Here is a 16,677-nt window from a genome sequence, read left to right on the forward strand (position 1 = left end):
GCGGATAGCCGTCGTCATGATAGCGCGTCGGCTTGATCAGATAGATTTGGAACCGGTTCCCCATGAATCGGCCCAATAGCGCAAAATCCGCGATACTGCGAATGGCATTTTTCTATATGGCCGGGCCGGTCATTCTATGTAGACATGGGTCCGGCACTCGCAGCTGCGGGGATGGCGTCGATCAAAGAGGGGGAGAAATGCGCGAGACGAGCTGGCAGAACTGGTCCGGCAGCGTGCGCGCTACCCCGAGCGCGATCGCCCAGCCGCGCGACGAAGACGAACTCGCGCGCATCGTCGCGGATAATGACAAAGTACGCGTCACCGGCGCAGGGCACAGCTTCATGCCGCTCTGCGAAACCGGCGGCGCGCTGGTGCGGCTCGATGCCATGGAAGGGGCGCTCGACATCGCACCGGACGGCAAAACGGCCTGGGCGCCCGCCGGATGGAGTCTCGCAAAGCTCACCGCCGAGCTGTGGCGGCACGGCTATTCGCTGCCCAATCAGGGGGATGTGAACCCGCAATCGCTGGCCGGGGCGATTTCCACCGGTACGCACGGCACGGGCGCGGAACTCGGCAGCCTGGCGACGATCGCCAGCGGCTTTCGCCTGATGCTGGCCGATGGCAGCGTGATCGCATGCGATAAGGGACAGAATGCGCAGCTCTTCCCGGCGCAGCGCGTGTCGCTCGGCCTGCTCGGTATCGCGCTCGCAATCCGCATCGATCTCCTGCCCGCCTATCATCTCGTCGAGACCATCCGCGCCGTGCCGCTGGCCGAAATTCAGGAGCGGTGGGACGAACTGGCCGAGCTCCATCGCCATGTCGAATTCTGGGCCTTCCCCTATGCGGACGATGCCATTCTCAAGACCCTGGATATCTGCGATCCGTGCGATCCGCCCGAAAAACAGACCGACATGGATGAGAAGGCCTTCGCCATCTATTGCAAGACAGTGCGGCGAATGCCCAAGCTCACCGGATCGCTGCAGCGCCAGATCATGAAGGGCGTCAAGCCGACCGAGCGGCGCGGCCCGGCCTATCTGATCTTCCCGTCGGACCGCGACACACGGTTCGAGGAGATGGAGCACCAGCTGCCGCGCGCCAACGGTTTCGCCGCGCTCAACGAAGTCATCGGCTGGATCCGCGACAGGAAGCTGCCCGTCAGCTTCCCGTTCGAATATCGGCTGGTTGCCGGCGACGATATCTGGATGAGCCCGTTCAATGCCGGCTCCTGCGCATCGATCTCGATGCACCAATATGCGAAAATGCCGTGGCGCGACCTGTTCGCCGAGGCCGAGCCGATCTTCCGCGCGCATGGCGGGCGGCCCCATTGGGCGAAGCGGCACACGCTCGAATTCGACGACCTCGGCACGCTGTATCCGAAGACCGAGGATTTCCGCGCCGTCTGTCGTGGCACGGACCCGACGGGCAAATTCGCGAACCGCCATCTGGCGGAGCTTTTCAGGCTGGGGGAATGACGGCCATGGCGATGCTTTCCGAGAACGAAGCGCTGATCGGCCAACAAGGTGGGCGCAGATCGCTGAACACGCCGGCCCTCGTGCTCGACAGGGCGGCGATGGAGCGGAATATCGCGCGCATGGCAGCGTTCGCGGCGGACAAGGGGCTCGCCCTCCGGCCCCATGCCAAGACGCACAAGAGCATCGACATCGCCAAGCTGCAGCTGGAGGCGGGCGCGCGCGGCATATGCTGCGCCAAGCTGGGCGAGGCGGAGGCGCTGGCGGCGGCCGGGTCCGTCCCCAGCATCCTCATCACCTCACCGGTCGTCTCTGCCCGCGCCATCGCGCGGCTTGTCAAACTGCATGAGCAAACCGACGGCTTGATGGTCGTTGTCGATCATCCCGACAATGTCCGCGCGCTCGCCGCTGCGTTCGATGAACATGCGCCGCTCGACCTGCTTATCGATATCGACCCCGGCATTCACCGGACCGGCGCCGCCTCGCCGGAGGCGGCCGTCGATCTGGCGCGGGAGATCGCCAGCCATCCGTCGCTGCAGTTGCGGGGCGTCCAATTCTATTGCGGGCTTCAGCAGCATATCGCGTCTTACGCCGAACGCCGCGCCGCTATCGTCGAGCGTACCGATTATCTGCGCGGCGTCGTGGAGCGGCTGTCCGAGGCCGGTTTCCCGCCCGAGATCGTCAGCGGTGGCGGGACGGGAACGCATGAGATCGATGCCGAGCTCGGCGTGCTGAACGAACTGCAGGTCGGCTCCTATGTCTTCATGGATAATGAATATGGCGTCTGCCAACTCTTTGACCATGCAGAGAATTTCGAGCCCGCCCTGCTTGTCGACGCGCGGATCGTCAGCTGCAACACGCCGGGCATGGCGACCGTCGATGCGGGCTTCAAGGCGCTATCGACGGACGGCGGCACGCCGGTCGTGATGGACGGCGCGCCCGAAGGCACGGGCTTCATCTTCATGGGCGACGAACATGGCGGATTGCTGGCCGCCGATCACGTATTCGCGCACGGTTCCATGGTCACGCTTCAAGTGCCGCATTGCGATCCGACGGTGAACCTGCACGACGCCTATCATGTCGTCGACGGCGACACGGTCATCGATATCTGGCCGGTCACCGCGCGCGGCCGGAGCCGCTAGGGCGGCGACATCAACCCGGCAGGTCGACCAGCGGACCGCCGATCTCAATCGCTTTCTTGTACGCCTCGCGATTCATCAACCGTTCGAGATAGGCCTTGGCGTTCGGGCGTTCATCGAGCAGCCCGACGAGATTGGAGAGTTCCAGCAGATATTCGAGATTGATGTCCGCCCCGGTCAGCGTTTCGCCGACGAGGAATTCGCGGCCCTCCAGATGCGCATCGATATAATCGAGCAGCTTGGTGACCTCGCCGCCGACGAACCCGCCGAGGATATCGCCCAGCCCGCCGAAACGCGGGCCCAGCAGCGTCAGCAGGATCGGCATGGCGAGCGTGCCTTCCGCGAATTGCAGCCATTCGAGATAGGGCGCGCGATCGGCGTTCGAGGTCGGCGCCAGCTGCCCCTCCCCGCGCGTTTCGATGATATATTCGATGATCGCGCCGGACTCGACCATGACATGCCCGTCAATCTCCACCGTCGGCGCCTTGCCGAGCGGATGGACGGCGAACAGATCTTCCTGCGACCGGTTGGTCTCCGGATGCCGGTGATGCTCCTCCATCTCATATTGCAGGCCGAGCTCTTCGAGCAGCCAGATGATCCGCGTCGAACGCGAAAAGCGGAGATGGTGGAGTTTGATCATGAAAGTGTCCCGTGATGGCGTCGCGGACGTGCAACGGCATACATTCTCGCCGTTCGCCGGTGCGCGATCAACCGTCTTTTTGTCCGATCAGCCGCCGGCGACCATCGGCGAGACATAATCCGGGTCATGCGCGAAGGGCAGCGGCGCATCGTCGCGCAGGGCCGAAAGGATGGCGGCGAAATCGGTGTCGAAGCGGTAATCGAGCAGCCGCTCAACCCGGCCCGGATCATAGACCCGGTCGATATGGGGCGGCAGCGTCCAGCCGCGCGCGGCGTACAGCTCCGCCGCATCGGGAAAATGGTGCGCGATGACGGCGGGCGCATCGGCGATGAGGTCTGCGGCTTCGTCGCGGGAGAATGGCGGCGGCGCGGACAGGATGAAGGTTTCGCAGCCCAGCCCTTTCGCGCGCTCCAGCGCAGCGATATGCGCGCGTGCCGCATCCTCGACCGTCAGCCGGCGGTTGAGAAACTCGTTGGCCTTGAGGTTGGGCCCGCTCGGTTCGCTATGCGTGTCGTCATCCTCCGGGAAGAAGCGACCGGTCCGCAATATCGCGACATCGAAGCCGTGCAGCTCGTGATAGAGTCGGCAGAGATGCTCGGCCGCGAGCTTGGTGACGCCGTAGATATTGCGCGGACGCAGCGGGCCGAAATCCTCGTCGAGCCACCAGGCCTCGGTCGCACCGCCATCCTTGCCCGCCCGCACATCGGCGCGGATCATCAGCGAGGTCGTCGACGTGAAGATGAAACGGTCATGGGCCGCGGCCGCGGCCGCCTCCAGCAAATTGAGCGTACCCGTCACGTTTGTGTCGACGAACGCCTGGGCTGGGTACCGCGCGATATCTGGCTTGTGCAGCGCGCCGCCATGGACGACCGCCTCGATACCGTGATCCGCGAAAGCCCGGTCGATCGCCGTGCGATCGGCGACGGAGGCGACGATAACCGTATGCGTACCCGGCACGACGTCCAGGCCGACCGGTTCGTGCCCGGCGGCGCGCAGCATCGGCGCGAGAAAGCGGCCCAACCAGCCCGACGATCCGGTCAGCAGGACCCGCATGTCATGCCTCCAAGCGCGGCGTCAGGCGGCCTGTCCGACCCGCTCGACATAATGCGCGGTCGTCTTTTCGCCGACTTCCTCGGGCGTCACTCCCGGCGCCAGCTCGATCAGCGCGAACGGGCTGTCATGATCGGGGCGATGGAACACGCCGAGATTGGTGATGATCATGTCGACGACATTGGTGCCGGTCAGCGGCAGCGTGCATTCGGGAATGAATTTCGGATCGCCCGCCTTGGAGGTGTGATCCATGACGACGATGATCTTCTTGACGCCCGCAACGAGATCCATCGCGCCGCCCATGCCCTTGATCATCTTGCCCGGGATCATCCAGTTGGCGATGTCGCCATTTTCCGCGACCTCCATCGCGCCCAAAACCGTCAGATCGATGTGCCCGCCACGGATCATCGCGAAACTGTCCGACGAGCCGAAATAGCTGGACGAGGGCAGCGCGCTGATCGTCTGCTTGCCGGCGTTGATCAGGTCCGCGTCCACCTCGTCGGGATAGGGGAACGGCCCGATGCCGAGCATGCCGTTTTCGGATTGCAGCGTGACCTCGACCCCGTCTGGGATATGGTTGGCGACGAGCGTCGGGATGCCGATGCCGAGATTGACATAATAGCCGTCTTCCAGCTCCTGCGCGGCGCGCGCGGCCATCTGATTGCGGTCCCAGGGCATTATCGTGTTTCCTCTTCACTAGAGTCCGTTTGTGCTCCACTATCTAAGCCGCACAGAATACTTCCATCCGCCATTGCTGCCTGTATCTCGGCCATACGGGCATCTTCATCGACAGAAGACGGATCGACGGAGCTGGCGGCTTCGCCAATGGCAGGGATTATCTGCATGGCCGATTGCTGAAGTAATGAGGTGCTCTCGCGTTGCATCTGATTTCCAACGGTAGCAGCATATGACGCCAGTAGCTGACGTCGCTGCTCCTCGGGCATATCAACAGCTGCTGCGAGTGTTTCAGCAGGTATGTTGTCACGATGGGCTTGAATTAAGTTGTTCTCCCACCTCGGCAGTCCTTCGGCCAGCGCATCCTCGAATAAGGGCGAGAGAACGCTACAATATTCTGTGAGCCCGAGACTGCGTACCGCCATGGCACTTGTCTGAGTTCTCATAACCGTCATCAACAAGAACTGCCGGAACTGTTCTTCTGCCTTCACCAGAGGCCGCAATTGCTCGTCGGTCGCTATCTGCGCATACGAAGGAACACTATGGGCCGCTAGAAGAAAGCCAAGCCCAATGAGGGTTTTTCTCACTGGGATAGTTCCCTCTCGCGGGTCGTCTCGAACTCGATCTTCTTGTCGTAGGGCGAGCCGTCGATCAGGCGTTTGACGTAGATGCCCGGCAGGTGGATGCAGTCGGGATCGAGCTCTCCGACCTCCACGATCTCCTCGACCTCGGCGACGCAGATCTTGCCGGCGGTCGCCATCGGCTGGTTGAAGTTGCGCGCCGTCTTGCGGAATACGAGGTTCCCGCTCTTGTCGGCCTTCCAGCCCTTTATGATGCAGAGGTCAGCGAAGATCCCACGCTCGAGGATGTACGTCTCGCCGTCGAACTCCTTATGCTCCTTGCCCTCGGCGACGACCGTGCCGACGCCGGTTTTCGTGTAGAAACCGGGGATACCCGCACCGCCGGCCCGACAACGTTCGGCAAGCGTGCCCTGCGGACAGAATTCGACCTCCAGTTCCTCGGCGAGGAATTGCCGCTCGAACTCCTTGTTCTCGCCAACGTACGAAGAAATCATCTTCTTCACCTGCTTGGTGCGCAGCAGCTTGCCGAGCCCTTCTCCGTCGATGCCCGCATTGTTGGACGCAATGGTCAGGTCCTTCGTGCCGGCGTCGCGGATCGCGTCGATCAGCCGTTCGGGAATGCCGCACAGGCCGAACCCGCCCGCGCAGATATGCATGCCGTCGAACAGCAGCCCGTCGAGCGCGGTGGCGGCATCGGGATAGATTTTCTGCATGAAGGTCTCCGCTGGGGTGAAAGCGTTTCGCCCATTAGGCGGGCGCAATGAGTCGGGTCAATTGCCGTAACCGTCACACGGCCCGCAAATCCCGCAATCGCCGCGTTTGACTTCGATCAACACGGCTGTGAGGCGGATCGCTATCCTCATGCTATACAGGATATCCCGGTCAGGAGAATCATCATGCGATCCATTCTGCTTCCCGTAAACGACGAAGACGGTTTCGAGTCCCGCCTGCAGGCGGCGCTCGATCTCGGGCGCGCGGCGAACGGCCATATCACCTTTATTCACGGCATCCCGGTCAGCGATTATGTCGCGCTCGATCCGTTCGGCGGCTCCTATTATGTCGCCGAACAGCGCGAGGCCGCGCTTGCGGAAGCGGACAGGAAAAAGGCGAAGCTCGACGCGGAAATGCAGAACGAGGACGTCCCCTGGGATTTCCTTTCGGCCGAGGGCGCGCCGGAAGACGTGCTGGTCGCCCAGTCGCGCATCGTAGACGTGGCCGTCCTGAGCGAACCGGCCGGGGACAGCGACGACGATCTCGCATCCAGCGTCACTTACCTCGTCATGGAAGCCGAATGCCCGATCCTCGCCGTGCCGCAGACCAGCAAGGCGCTCGATTGCGCGGGCAAGGCGGTGGTCGCGTGGAACGGCTCCGCCCCGGCTGCCAATGCGATGCGCGCGGCGATCCCGATGCTGCAGGTCGCCGAGTCAGTCGAAGTGGTGACGATCGGCGAAGATCCGAAAGATTTCCCGGCAGCGTCGGCCTGCGCCTATCTATCGCGCCACGGCATCTCGGCGGAGCTGATCCTGCGCGACCGGCGCGAAAAGGTGGCCGACGCGATGCACGACCTGCTGCTCGACCGGAAGGCGGACTACATGGTGATGGGCGCCTATGGCCATAGCCGCATCCGCCAGACCTTGTTCGGCGGCGTCTCGCGGCACTTCATCAAGCAATCGCCTGTCCCGGTGCTCATGATGCACTGAGCGGCGCGCGTTACGGCGTCGCGTCCTCGCTTTCGAGCGAGAGGCGCGCACCGGTCAGCGTGCCATTCCAGCCCGTGTCCGATGCACCGCGCCACGCCCGCGTGTCGCGGCCCGCTTCGAACGTAAAGTGGACGCTATGCTTACCCTGGACAAGCCGCACTTCGAACAGCGCCGTATTGAGCGGCCGGAATTCCGAAACATTCACCTGCCGCCGTTCGCTCTCCAAAGCACGCAGCAGTTCGACGCTCGGCCACAGTCCGCTGAATACCGTCTGACGGTCGTCGACCATGTCGCGTGAAGACGCCGGCTCGATCGCGAGAGTCGTGAGGCCCAGCCGATCGCCGTCATGGAGGCGCGCAAGCCGAACGCCGTCGATACCACCGGCTGTAGCTGATGCCCGGCGTCCGTCCAGCAGCGTGACCGCACCCGTGCCGACCACCTGCGCGCTATATTCGGCGAGGTCGACCAGCAGCGCCGTATCTTCGTCGATACCGATGCCGATCCGCGCCGGGCCGGGTTGCGCCATGATTGCGCGCATCAGCCGGCCGAGCCGCCCGCGCGCGGCGAAATGCTGATCGAGGATGAAGGGCGAAAACAGCCGCAACCCCTGCATCAGGACGAGCCCGTCGCCCTCGTCGGCAACCGCGTCTCCGATATCGCCGAACAGCGCGCCGAAGCCATTGCCGCGCGCGATCATCGGGCTGCTCATCGCTGCGGCCCCGGCGCTGGTTCCGCCGACGATCGCGCCGTCGCGCAGCCGCGCGCGGATCGCCGCCAGCATCGGGCTGTCAGCGCCGCTCTGTTCGATCAACGCCCGATTGAGGCGCAGCTGATCCCCGCCGGTAAACCAGATCGCGCCGGCGGCCTCGATCTTCGCGATCTCTTCCGGATCGGAGGCGTTCGCCGCCCAGTCGCTCTCGTCGATATCGGGTGTATCGGGATCGTCGACCACCGCGAGCCTGACGATCATGATCTCTTCCGGCGCAACGCCATAATGCATCAACTCGCCCGCGACGGTCGCCGCACTGGCCGAAGCGTCGGATGTCGCCGCAGCGATGATCGCGACACCGGGACTCTCTTCCGGCCGGTTATCGAGCAGCGCGCGGTAGACGGGTTCGTTGTCGAAAGAGAGCCCGCCGCCGACGATCAGCAGATGGCCGGTATCGGCGCGAGCCGGGCTGGCAAGCGCGAGCGCGGCGAGAACCGCCCAGACAGCTATCGCCAGCCAGCGTGTCACAAGACGCCATCCTCCAGCTCGAGCGCGGCGCTCAGATCGGCAAGCGCCTGCGCCTCCCCCGTCACCTTGATCGCCGTCATGCCGAGCGCGGCGGCGGGCTTACAGTTGATCCCGAGATCGTCGAGATAGACGCAGGCGCGCGGTTCGACCGACAGCGCGTCGCACATCATCTCGTAGATGCGCGGATCGGGCTTGCGGACGCCGGCTTTCGAGCTTTCGATGATATGGTCGAAACGCGTCATGATATCGGCGATCGCTGCGGCCTTTTTTTCGCTGCCCGCCATCCCCGCGCCCTTGCCGGCCGGCACATTGTTGGTGATGCAGCCGAGCCCGTAATCGCGCGTCTTCAGCGTATCGAGCGCATCCACCATGCGCGGGCGGATATCGCCGGAGAGGCATGCCAGCACGTCGCTGCCCTTGAGTTCCACGCCGACGGCCCGCGCTTCGGCCGCGAACAATTCGTCGAACTGGGCGGCGTCGATCTCGGACCGTTCGAACTTCGCCCAGGCATTGTTGTCGGGGTCCGCCGCGTTGATCCGGCGGACGCTGTTCACCGGGATGCCGCGCTCTTCCTCCATCCGGTTGAAGGCATCGAACGGCGAGGACGTGATCACACCGCCGAAATCCCAGATCACCACCGTCTTGTTCATCGCATGCCTCGCAGAAAATCTGCGCGGTCCTTAAAGGCGATGAATCGCGGCGGTCAAACGATTAGCGCGGCGATGCAGCAAAATGCGGGCGCGCGACTATTGGCGGATGCGCCGCGGTTGCAACCCGGCCGCGGCGATCCCGGCTTCGGCGCAGGCGATATCGTCCTCCGGCGGTTCGCCGGAGACGCCGATCGCGCCCAATCGGTGCTGACCGGTCGCGTCGTAAATCGGCACGCCGCCCCCGACCGTAACAACCCCCGGCGCATCGGCGAAGCCCGGCGTATTGCGCGCGCCCTCTTCCATACCGGCGGTCGAGAAGCCCCAGGTCGCCGCCGCATAGGCCTTTTCCTCGGCAAAGGCGACGATGCCGGGCCCGTTTCCGTCCATGCGCAGCGCGGCCATGATATGCCCGCCGGCGTCGACGACCACGATGCCGTGGCTCTGTCCGTTCGCTTCGGCATGCGCGACGCAACCGTTCAAAACGGCCTGCGCCGTCACCGCATCCATGACGGCCGTATTCTGCGCCTGCGCCGGCAACGCGGCTGCAAGCGCGAGCAAAGCGCCGCCCGTAACTCCCTGCAATTTCATTATTCTCTCCCCCAGACCGGCCTGCCTGTGGTCAGGCGTTATGCTCCAGCCTCAGGCCCGGGCGCGGCCAATCCATCTTTACGAGCCGCCCCGTCCCCGACAGCGTCAGCCAGGCCGTCCGCATGTCCGGCCCGCCAAAACAGACATTGGTCGTAAATATGTCGTCGGTCGCGACGAATTCGACCAACGACCCATCGGGAGCGACGACCGAAATCCCGCATTCGCCGATGGTTGCGATGCAGATATTGCCCTCGCCATCGACGGCGAGACTGTCGAAGAATTTGTAGCCGGCCGGTCGATAGAGCGGGATGCCGGGTCCACCGGGCCCCGCATCGGGCGCGACCTTGCCGGGTTCGGTGATGTTGAAACTCATCAACCGGCACGTATAGGTCTCGGCCGCGTAGAGCGTCTTGCCATCGGGCGAGAGCCCGACGCCGTTGGGATTGTTGGAGGGGAAGATCACCTCTTCGAGATGACTGCCATCGGCCTTGGCGTAGAAGATGCCGACAATATCGTGGCAACGGGTTTCGTAGTTCACCTTGCCGTGATCGGTGAACCAGAAGCCGCCATGCGCATCGAACACGATATCGTTGGGGCCGCGCAGCACGCAGTCGAAATCGCCGGACTTGTAGAGCGTTTCGACTTCGCCGGTTTCGAGATCGACGCGCTCGATCCGCCCGCCCGAATAATCTTTCGCGATCCCGTGCGGCGCGAGCATGCCGTCGCTCTCGATATATTCGAAACCGCCATTGTTGCAGACATAGAGCTTGCCGTCCGGCCCGATCGCCGCGCCATTCGGTCCGCCGCCGGGTTCAGCGACGGTGTCCTTGGTGCCGTCTGGCTGCACCCGCGTGATCCGTCCCTCGGCGATCTCGACGAGCACGACGCTCCCATCGTCCATCGCCACCGGGCCTTCGGGAAAACGCAATCCGTCCGTCACCAACTCGAAATCGCTCATGTCAAATTCTCTCCTGTTCGCGCCGCTTCATGATTGTCCGTTGACACCGAAGGCCCTTTTCGGCCGGGTGTGACTTTCGCCATTCTGCCCGGAAAAACGCCGATTTTCGCTATCTACCCCAGCGCCGGGTGTGACTTTTCGGATCGGGGCCGGGTGGCCGGATATGCGGCAGGGATCGATCACGAAAGCCACCATAGCGCGAAGCGGGCCGCGTAGGACAGCACGAAGTCGAAAGGCGCCGTTTCGCACAACAGGCGTCAAACAAATTCCGTATGACGGGTGGCGCTGAAGCCGCGCACGCCATAATGATTGCAGCGTCAAACCAACCGTCAGCGGAAACATGATGACCCCCGATTATCCCGAAAAATTATCCTTCCAGATCGACGGCGAATGGATCGAAGCCGGCGACCGCCGGACGCAGAACGTGGTCAACCCGGCGACCGGCGAAACGCTCGCTGCGCTGCCACTCGCCACGACGGAAGATCTCGATCGCGCGCTCGCTGCGGCCGAGCTCGGATTCCGCGAATGGAAGACCAGGCAAGTCGATGAACGCGGCGTGGTCCTCCACAAAATCGCCGACCTGCTGCGCGAACGCGCCGAGGATATTGCGCCCGTCCTCACCATGGAGCAGGGCAAGCCCTATCGGGAATCGATGGGCGAGGTGGTCGGCGCGGCGGCGCTGTTCGACTATTTTGCCGAGGAGGCGAAGCGCGCGCATGGCCGCGTGCTCGTCCGTCCGACCGGCCAGCGGTCCATCGTCATCAAGCAGCCGGTCGGCCCGGTCGCCGCGTTCAGCCCTTGGAATTTCCCGCTCTTCCTGATGGCGCGCAAGCTAGCACCGGCGCTCGCGGCGGGGTGCTCGATCATCTGCAAGCCGCCCGAGGAAACCCCGGCCTGTGCCATCAAGCTGATGCAATGCGTGCTGGATGCGGGCGTACCGGGGCATGTCGCGCAGATGGTGTTCGGCGTGCCCGACGAGGTCAGCACCCACCTGATCGCCTCGCCGATCATCCGCAAGATCAGCTTCACCGGATCGGTGCCGGTCGGCAAGCATCTGATGAAGCTCGCGGCGGACGGCGTGAAGCGCACGACGATGGAGCTGGGCGGCCATGCGCCCGTACTCGTGTTCGACGATTGCGATCTGGAGCGCACGCTCGACATCATCGTGCCGCAGAAGTTCCGCAATGCCGGGCAGGTCTGCGTCAGCCCGACGCGTTTCTATGTCCAGAACGGCATCTACGACCGGTTCGTCGCGGAGTTCACGCGACGGACGGAACGGCTCACCGTCGGTAACGGATTGGATAACGCGACCGAAATGGGGCCGCTCGCCAATGAACGCCGCCCCGAAGCCGTCGGCGCGCTGATTGCAGACGCGGCGGACAAGGGCGCGCGGATCACGACCGGCGGCGATGTGCTGGGCGATAGCGGCTTCTTCTTCCGCCCGACCGTCATCGCCGATGTCCCGCTCGACGCGCAGATCATGTCCAACGAACCGTTCGGCCCGGTCGCGATGATGCGTCCCTTCGAAACGCTCGACGAATCCATCGAACAGGCGAACCGCCTGCCCTATGGCCTCGCCGCCTTCGCGTTTACCGAGAATGGCCGCCAGGCGATGATCCTCGGCGACGCCATCGAGAGCGGAATGGTCGGCATCAACACGGTCGGCATCAGCGCGGTCGACGCGCCGTTCGGCGGGGTGAAGGAATCGGGCTTCGGCAGCGAGGACGGGCCGGAGGGGTTGGAGGCCTATATGGTCACCAAGGCGGTGCATCAGGCATGAGCGACACGGCAAAGCCCCGCACCGGCGGGCAAATTCTCGTCGACAATCTCGTCGCCCAGGGCTGCGACCGGATCTTCTGCGTGCCCGGCGAGAGCTATCTCGCGGTGCTCGACGCGCTGCACGATACCGAGGAGATCGACCTGATCGTCTGCCGTCAGGAAGGCGGCGTCTCGTTCATGGCCGCCGCCGATGGCGCGATGACCGGGCGGCCGGGGATCGCCTTCGTGACGCGCGGCCCCGGCGCCACCAACGGCTCGATCGGCGTCCATGTCGCGATGCAGGATTCGGTGCCGATGATTTATTTCATCGGCGATGTCGGGCGCGGCGACAAGGATCGCGAAGCCTTTCAGGAGATCGATTTCCCGGCGATGTTCGGGCCCGTCGCCAAATGGGCAGCCAAGATCGACGACGCGGCACGCATCCCCGAATATGTCGCGCGCGCCTATTCGGTCGCGATGAACGGGCGGCCGGGGCCGGTCGTGCTGGCGCTGCCCGAGGATATGCTGCGCGATGCGGTCGCGGCCGTGGACCGCCCCAAGGTCATCCGGCCCGCCCAGCATCCCGATCCCGAGGCGATGGAAGTGATGATGGGACTGCTGCGCGACGCCGCCGCGCCCGTCGCGATCGTCGGCGGGGCGGACTGGTGCGCGGGCGCGTCCCATTATTTTCGCGAATTCGCCGAGGATATCGGCCTCCCCGTCGCCTGCGGGTTCCGACGGCAGGACGCGATCCCGAACGAGAGCTCGGTCTGGGCCGGCAATCTCGGCTATGGCCCCAACCCCAAGCTGCTCGACCGGATCCGCAATGCCGACCTGCTGCTCGTCGTCGGCGCGCGGCTCGGCGAGGCGACGACCGACGGCTATACGCTGATCGCGCCCGACCATCCCGACCAGATGCTGATCCACGTCCATCCCGATCCGGAAGAACTAGGCCGCGTCTATCGCACCGATCTCGCCATCTGCGCGGACATGCGCGAATTTTCCGAGGAAGCCTCGCTCTGGGAGCATGCGATCATCGATTTCGATTGCGGCCAGGAGGCCCATGCCGAATGGGAGGCGTGGAACACGGTCGAAGCGAATGACGATCTGACGCTGGATGTCGCCCAATGCGTGCAGGCGGCGCGCGAGACGCTCCCTGCCGACAGCATCATCTGCAACGGCGCGGGCAATTTTTCCGGCTGGTGGCACCGCTATTGGCGCTATGATGGCCCGGTCTGCCAGCTCGCACCGACCGCTGGCGCCATGGGCTATGGTGTTCCCGCCGCCGTCGCCGCGGCGCTGCGCCATCCCGACCGGCAGGTGCTGGCGATCGCCGGGGACGGCGATTTCCTGATGAACGGGCAGGAATTGGCGACCGCCGTGCAGCACGGCGCGGAGATGATCGTGATCGTCATCGACAATGGCAGTTACGGCACGATCCGCATGCACCAGGAGCGCGAATATCCCGAACGGCTGTCGGGCACTACGCTCAGCAATCCCGACTTCGCGGCGCTCGCCCGAGCCTATGGCGGATGGGCCGAAACGATCGAGACGACGGCCGAGTTCGCGCCCGCGCTGGAACGCGCAAAATCCGAACGCGGCGTGCGCCTCTTGCATCTGAAGATCGACGTCGAGGACCAGCTGGCGGCGGGCGGCAGGACGGTCGAAGCTGTCCGCAAGGCCGCCCGGTGATCTCGGCCTGTTCAGGCGCAGTCTCGATCAATTGCAGCGTGGATGCGTTCCGATGTCGCGGATGTCGTAAATCCGGCCGTCCGCGACGGTCGCCTGCAAGCATTGGCGCGTATCCGGGCGCCACTGGATGCTGTAGCGCGTATTGCCTGACGTGAAGTTGTCGACCTGCCGGAAACCGCGCCGGTCGAGTTCGCTCATCGCGCCGGCCGCGCGCGCACCGTTGAGATCGCTGACATCGACAGAGGGCTGATACCCGCCGCCGCGATGATGGCGGCGATGACGCAGATTATGGTCGCGTTGCTGAACGCCGGCCTCATACCCGTTCGCATAGCCGTCCGATCGATCGTAATTGTGATAGGTGGCGTTGTGCAGCCCGTCGCTGAAACCGCGGTCATACTGGGCGCGATAGTCGCGGCTATTGCTGTCATTGTCGCCGTGATCGTCATTATTGTGATGGTTGCTGGCCAGCGCCGCGATCAGCGCGGCACCGATGCCGATCACGCCGATCGCCGCCGCCGTGCCAGCGCCTTCATGGTGCCCGCAATCCTGATCCGAGGCATCGGTGATAGACTGGTAGCGGCCGTCATATGTGCGGACGAGGACGCAGTCGTCCGCTTCCTCGTTCCACCAATGCGCCGCGAGGACATTGCCGGCCTGATGCGTTTCGACATGTTCATAGCCGCGCCGCTGAAGGCTCATTTCGGCCTGTCCGCCGCGCGCACCGACCAAGTCCTGAAGGTCGTCGGCGCCGTCGGCATGAGCCGGGGCGGCAAGACAGGCGGTGGCGGCAACGCCCGCCGCCAGATTCCGGAGTGTTGAAAGTCGCATCGTGCAGTCTCCCTGATTCGTGCGTTCCACCACCCTCAGCGAGTCTGTCTCCCCAAAGCACTTTTGCTCCAAATGGCAAAGAAAGCAATGGTTTGGATTGGCGATGGCCGATAAGGAGCATGCCATGAAATGGATTTTCGCGATTTTTCTCGCGCTGTATGCGGGTGCGGTGCTGCTTTATCTGGTCGGGACGTTCGGCTGGTTCGGACAGGACAGGGATCCCCTGTCCGGCGTTTTCCTGATGCCGCTCGGGCTTCCATGGAACCTTCTGGCGGATCGGATCGGGATTGGCGGCATGGCGGCCGCCTTACTCGCCCCGGCCGTCAATGCCGCGATCCTGTTATGGCTGTGGCGACGCTGATCGCGAATGGCGGATGCTGGGTAGAGCCGGAAAGGGCCATCGCCGAGGGGTCGGCGATGGCCCGATGCGACCCGGTTTAGCTACAGGGGCAGTAGAAACCAGGTAACTCCGACGCCTGTCGTAAGGCCCGAAATCCGGGCGCATGTAAAGCGGCCGGAGCGCCAATTTCGACGAACGGTTGGCTGGCATAGATCAACTTGCCATCCGCCGGCCTGCAACGGCGCCAATCCGCTGCAGATGCGAAACGGGCCGCCCCGGTTTCCCGGAGCGGCCCGTATCCGTGTGCAAAGGTTCCGCGTTCAGATCTTGTCGCCGAGCGCACCCTTCACTTCGCCCTTGGCTTTCTGCGCCTGGCCCTTGGCCTGCTGCTTCTCGCCCTTGGCTTCGAGTTTCTTGTCGCCGGTCACTTCGCCGGCGGCTTCCTTGGCGAGCCCGGCGGCCTTGTTCGCGCCGCCTTTCGCCTTGTCCTTCAGTTCGCCCATCGTCATTCTCCTCTCGTCTGCCAATCCGGAATTGGATCGACTTCCCAAAGACTTAACGATGGAAACGGGCGCGATGTTCCGCAGCTCGCCGCAAAAAATCCGGGCGCCGGCCGACTAGCGGAACGTCATCCCGCCATCGACCATATATTGCGAGCCGGTCACGTAGGACGCATCGTCGGAGAGCAGGAACAGGGCGACCGCGGCGACCTCGTCGGACGTGCCCAACCGGCCGAGCGGCACTTGCTCCTTGATCATGTCGAGAAATTCTTCCTTCTGGTCCTCGTCGAGGCCCATCCCGTTCATGAAATTGGTGTCGATGGGGCCCGGCGCGATCGAGTTCACGCGGATGTTGCGCCCCGCGAGATCGGCCGCCCAGGAACGGGTCAGCGCCGTCACCGCCCCTTTTGTCGCGGCATAGACCGCACCCTGGGCCTGGCCGAGATAGGGCGACACCGACGCCGTCACGACAACCGATCCGCCATCGGACAGATGCGGGATCAGGCTCGCCATCTGCAGCACTGGACCGCGCACATTCACATCGCTCTGCTTGTCGAAGCCTTCCGCGTCGACCTGGTCGTTCGGCTCGAATATCCCGAACCCGGCGTTCAGCCAGAGCCCGTCCAGGCCGCCCATTTCGGACTTCACGGTTTCGGCAAGCGCTTTCGCGGCATCGGGGTCGCCGGCATCGTTCTGGAGGACCAGCGCATCGTCCGGCAGGGCCTCGCGCGTTTCGTCGAGATGGTTCTCGCTCTGGCCGGTAACGGCGACGCGCCCGCCTTCCCCGGCGATCCGCTTGGCCGCAGCGAGGCCCATACCGCTGGTACCGCCGGTGATCAGAATGCGCTTGTCGGAAAATCGTGCCATTAGAA

At 64.1% G+C, this 16,677-nt stretch carries 18 protein-coding genes; 6 read left to right on the forward strand and 12 right to left on the reverse strand.

Annotated features, from left to right (window positions below):
• The first annotated feature begins 197 nt into the window (after positions 1-197).
• The gene (locus ACTS1Z_RS02885) at positions 198-1,472 is read left to right on the forward strand and encodes a D-arabinono-1,4-lactone oxidase (RefSeq protein WP_442622933.1); all 1,275 of its coding nucleotides are present in this window, start codon (positions 198-200) and stop codon (positions 1,470-1,472) included.
• A 5-nt stretch (positions 1,473-1,477) separates the two neighbouring features.
• Positions 1,478-2,611, forward strand: a complete 1,134-nt coding sequence (locus tag ACTS1Z_RS02890) for a DSD1 family PLP-dependent enzyme (RefSeq protein WP_442622934.1) — start codon at positions 1,478-1,480, stop codon at positions 2,609-2,611.
• A gap of 10 nt (positions 2,612-2,621) precedes the next feature.
• Here ACTS1Z_RS02890 and ACTS1Z_RS02895 read toward each other — a convergent pair whose 3' ends face one another.
• The 5 genes from ACTS1Z_RS02895 to ACTS1Z_RS02915 all read right to left on the reverse strand — a co-directional run bounded on the left by ACTS1Z_RS02895 (position 2,622) and on the right by ACTS1Z_RS02915 (position 6,267).
• Positions 2,622-3,248, reverse strand: a complete 627-nt coding sequence (locus tag ACTS1Z_RS02895) for a glutathione S-transferase family protein (RefSeq protein WP_442622935.1) — start codon at positions 3,246-3,248, stop codon at positions 2,622-2,624.
• Positions 3,249-3,335: 87 nt separating this feature from the next.
• Positions 3,336-4,301 (reverse strand): NAD-dependent epimerase/dehydratase family protein, encoded by a 966-nt coding sequence (locus ACTS1Z_RS02900; protein WP_442622936.1) that lies wholly within the window; start codon positions 4,299-4,301, stop codon positions 3,336-3,338.
• Between the two features lie 21 nt (positions 4,302-4,322).
• On the reverse strand, positions 4,323-4,976 hold the full coding sequence (locus tag ACTS1Z_RS02905; protein WP_442622937.1) for a 3-oxoacid CoA-transferase subunit B: 654 nt from the start codon (positions 4,974-4,976) through the stop codon (positions 4,323-4,325).
• The gene (locus ACTS1Z_RS02910; RefSeq protein WP_442622938.1) at positions 4,976-5,560 is read right to left on the reverse strand and encodes a hypothetical protein; all 585 of its coding nucleotides are present in this window, start codon (positions 5,558-5,560) and stop codon (positions 4,976-4,978) included. Before ACTS1Z_RS02910 ends, ACTS1Z_RS02905 begins: the two co-directional genes overlap by 1 nt.
• Entirely contained in the window at positions 5,557-6,267 is a 711-nt protein-coding gene (locus tag ACTS1Z_RS02915) for a CoA transferase subunit A (protein WP_442622939.1), read from the reverse strand. Before ACTS1Z_RS02915 ends, ACTS1Z_RS02910 begins: the two co-directional genes overlap by 4 nt.
• Positions 6,268-6,450: 183 nt before the next feature.
• On the opposite strand from ACTS1Z_RS02915, the gene ACTS1Z_RS02920 reads away from it, so the two are divergent.
• Positions 6,451-7,254: a universal stress protein gene (locus ACTS1Z_RS02920; protein WP_442622940.1), complete on the forward strand. Its 804-nt coding sequence runs from the start codon at positions 6,451-6,453 to the stop codon at positions 7,252-7,254.
• Between the two features lie 10 nt (positions 7,255-7,264).
• Here ACTS1Z_RS02920 and ACTS1Z_RS02925 read toward each other — a convergent pair whose 3' ends face one another.
• From ACTS1Z_RS02925 to ACTS1Z_RS02940, 4 genes are all read right to left on the reverse strand, one after another.
• Positions 7,265-8,491 carry a cyanophycinase gene (locus tag ACTS1Z_RS02925; RefSeq protein WP_442622941.1) on the reverse strand — a complete coding sequence of 409 codons (1,227 nt, stop codon included), beginning with the start codon at positions 8,489-8,491 and terminating at the stop codon, positions 7,265-7,267.
• Positions 8,488-9,141, reverse strand: a complete 654-nt coding sequence (locus ACTS1Z_RS02930) for an HAD-IA family hydrolase (RefSeq protein ID WP_442622942.1) — start codon at positions 9,139-9,141, stop codon at positions 8,488-8,490. Before ACTS1Z_RS02930 ends, ACTS1Z_RS02925 begins: the two co-directional genes overlap by 4 nt.
• A gap of 96 nt (positions 9,142-9,237) precedes the next feature.
• The gene (locus tag ACTS1Z_RS02935; RefSeq protein ID WP_442622943.1) at positions 9,238-9,729 is read right to left on the reverse strand and encodes a GlcG/HbpS family heme-binding protein; all 492 of its coding nucleotides are present in this window, start codon (positions 9,727-9,729) and stop codon (positions 9,238-9,240) included.
• Positions 9,730-9,760: 31 nt separating this feature from the next.
• Positions 9,761-10,687, reverse strand: coding sequence for an SMP-30/gluconolactonase/LRE family protein (locus ACTS1Z_RS02940; RefSeq protein ID WP_442622944.1), 927 nt, complete (start codon positions 10,685-10,687; stop codon positions 9,761-9,763).
• A 343-nt stretch (positions 10,688-11,030) separates the two neighbouring features.
• Between ACTS1Z_RS02940 and ACTS1Z_RS02945 the strand changes: the two genes are divergently transcribed.
• Entirely contained in the window at positions 11,031-12,467 is a 1,437-nt protein-coding gene (locus tag ACTS1Z_RS02945; RefSeq protein WP_442622965.1) for an NAD-dependent succinate-semialdehyde dehydrogenase, read from the forward strand.
• Positions 12,464-14,137, forward strand: coding sequence for a thiamine pyrophosphate-binding protein (locus ACTS1Z_RS02950; RefSeq protein ID WP_442622945.1), 1,674 nt, complete (start codon positions 12,464-12,466; stop codon positions 14,135-14,137). The genes ACTS1Z_RS02945 and ACTS1Z_RS02950 overlap by 4 nt, the downstream gene beginning before the upstream one ends.
• A 27-nt stretch (positions 14,138-14,164) precedes the next feature.
• On the opposite strand, the gene ACTS1Z_RS02955 is transcribed toward ACTS1Z_RS02950, so the two are convergent.
• Positions 14,165-14,965, reverse strand: coding sequence for a hypothetical protein (locus ACTS1Z_RS02955; RefSeq protein ID WP_442622946.1), 801 nt, complete (start codon positions 14,963-14,965; stop codon positions 14,165-14,167).
• 124 nt (positions 14,966-15,089) lie between these two features.
• On the opposite strand from ACTS1Z_RS02955, the gene ACTS1Z_RS02960 reads away from it, so the two are divergent.
• Complete coding sequence (locus ACTS1Z_RS02960; RefSeq protein WP_442622947.1) at positions 15,090-15,326, forward strand: hypothetical protein; 237 nt, start codon at positions 15,090-15,092, stop codon at positions 15,324-15,326.
• A gap of 299 nt (positions 15,327-15,625) precedes the next feature.
• Here the strand turns inward: ACTS1Z_RS02960 and ACTS1Z_RS02965 are convergent, their stop codons facing one another.
• Both ACTS1Z_RS02965 and ACTS1Z_RS02970 read right to left on the reverse strand, forming a co-directional pair.
• Entirely contained in the window at positions 15,626-15,808 is a 183-nt protein-coding gene (locus tag ACTS1Z_RS02965; protein ID WP_442622948.1) for a CsbD family protein, read from the reverse strand.
• 114 nt (positions 15,809-15,922) lie between these two features.
• Positions 15,923-16,672: an SDR family oxidoreductase gene (locus ACTS1Z_RS02970; RefSeq protein ID WP_442622949.1), complete on the reverse strand. Its 750-nt coding sequence runs from the start codon at positions 16,670-16,672 to the stop codon at positions 15,923-15,925.
• Positions 16,673-16,677: the final 5 nt, after the last annotated feature.

The sequence above is a fragment of the Parasphingopyxis sp. genome (assembly GCF_052168295.1).
GTDB lineage: Bacteria > Pseudomonadota > Alphaproteobacteria > Sphingomonadales > Sphingomonadaceae > Parasphingopyxis.

Excerpts from the sequence above, each read along its gene's own strand:
- ACTS1Z_RS02885 (WP_442622933.1), top strand. The coding sequence starts at position 198 with ATGCGCGAGACGAGCTGGCAGAACTGGTCCGGCAGCGTGCGCGCTACC.
- ACTS1Z_RS02890 (WP_442622934.1), top strand. The coding sequence starts at position 1,478 with ATGGCGATGCTTTCCGAGAACGAAGCGCTGATCGGCCAACAAGGTGGG.
- ACTS1Z_RS02895 (WP_442622935.1), bottom strand. The coding sequence starts at position 3,248 with ATGATCAAACTCCACCATCTCCGCTTTTCGCGTTCGACGCGGATCATC.
- ACTS1Z_RS02900 (WP_442622936.1), bottom strand. The coding sequence starts at position 4,301 with ATGCGGGTCCTGCTGACCGGATCGTCGGGCTGGTTGGGCCGCTTTCTC.
- ACTS1Z_RS02905 (WP_442622937.1), bottom strand. The coding sequence starts at position 4,976 with ATGCCCTGGGACCGCAATCAGATGGCCGCGCGCGCCGCGCAGGAGCTG.
- ACTS1Z_RS02915 (WP_442622939.1), bottom strand. The coding sequence starts at position 6,267 with ATGCAGAAAATCTATCCCGATGCCGCCACCGCGCTCGACGGGCTGCTG.
- ACTS1Z_RS02920 (WP_442622940.1), top strand. The coding sequence starts at position 6,451 with ATGCGATCCATTCTGCTTCCCGTAAACGACGAAGACGGTTTCGAGTCC.
- ACTS1Z_RS02930 (WP_442622942.1), bottom strand. The coding sequence starts at position 9,141 with ATGAACAAGACGGTGGTGATCTGGGATTTCGGCGGTGTGATCACGTCC.
- ACTS1Z_RS02935 (WP_442622943.1), bottom strand. The coding sequence starts at position 9,729 with ATGAAATTGCAGGGAGTTACGGGCGGCGCTTTGCTCGCGCTTGCAGCC.
- ACTS1Z_RS02940 (WP_442622944.1), bottom strand. The coding sequence starts at position 10,687 with ATGAGCGATTTCGAGTTGGTGACGGACGGATTGCGTTTTCCCGAAGGC.
- ACTS1Z_RS02945 (WP_442622965.1), top strand. The coding sequence starts at position 11,031 with ATGACCCCCGATTATCCCGAAAAATTATCCTTCCAGATCGACGGCGAA.
- ACTS1Z_RS02950 (WP_442622945.1), top strand. The coding sequence starts at position 12,464 with ATGAGCGACACGGCAAAGCCCCGCACCGGCGGGCAAATTCTCGTCGAC.
- ACTS1Z_RS02955 (WP_442622946.1), bottom strand. The coding sequence starts at position 14,965 with ATGCGACTTTCAACACTCCGGAATCTGGCGGCGGGCGTTGCCGCCACC.
- ACTS1Z_RS02960 (WP_442622947.1), top strand. The coding sequence starts at position 15,090 with ATGAAATGGATTTTCGCGATTTTTCTCGCGCTGTATGCGGGTGCGGTG.
- ACTS1Z_RS02965 (WP_442622948.1), bottom strand. The coding sequence starts at position 15,808 with ATGGGCGAACTGAAGGACAAGGCGAAAGGCGGCGCGAACAAGGCCGCC.
- ACTS1Z_RS02970 (WP_442622949.1), bottom strand. The coding sequence starts at position 16,672 with ATGGCACGATTTTCCGACAAGCGCATTCTGATCACCGGCGGTACCAGC.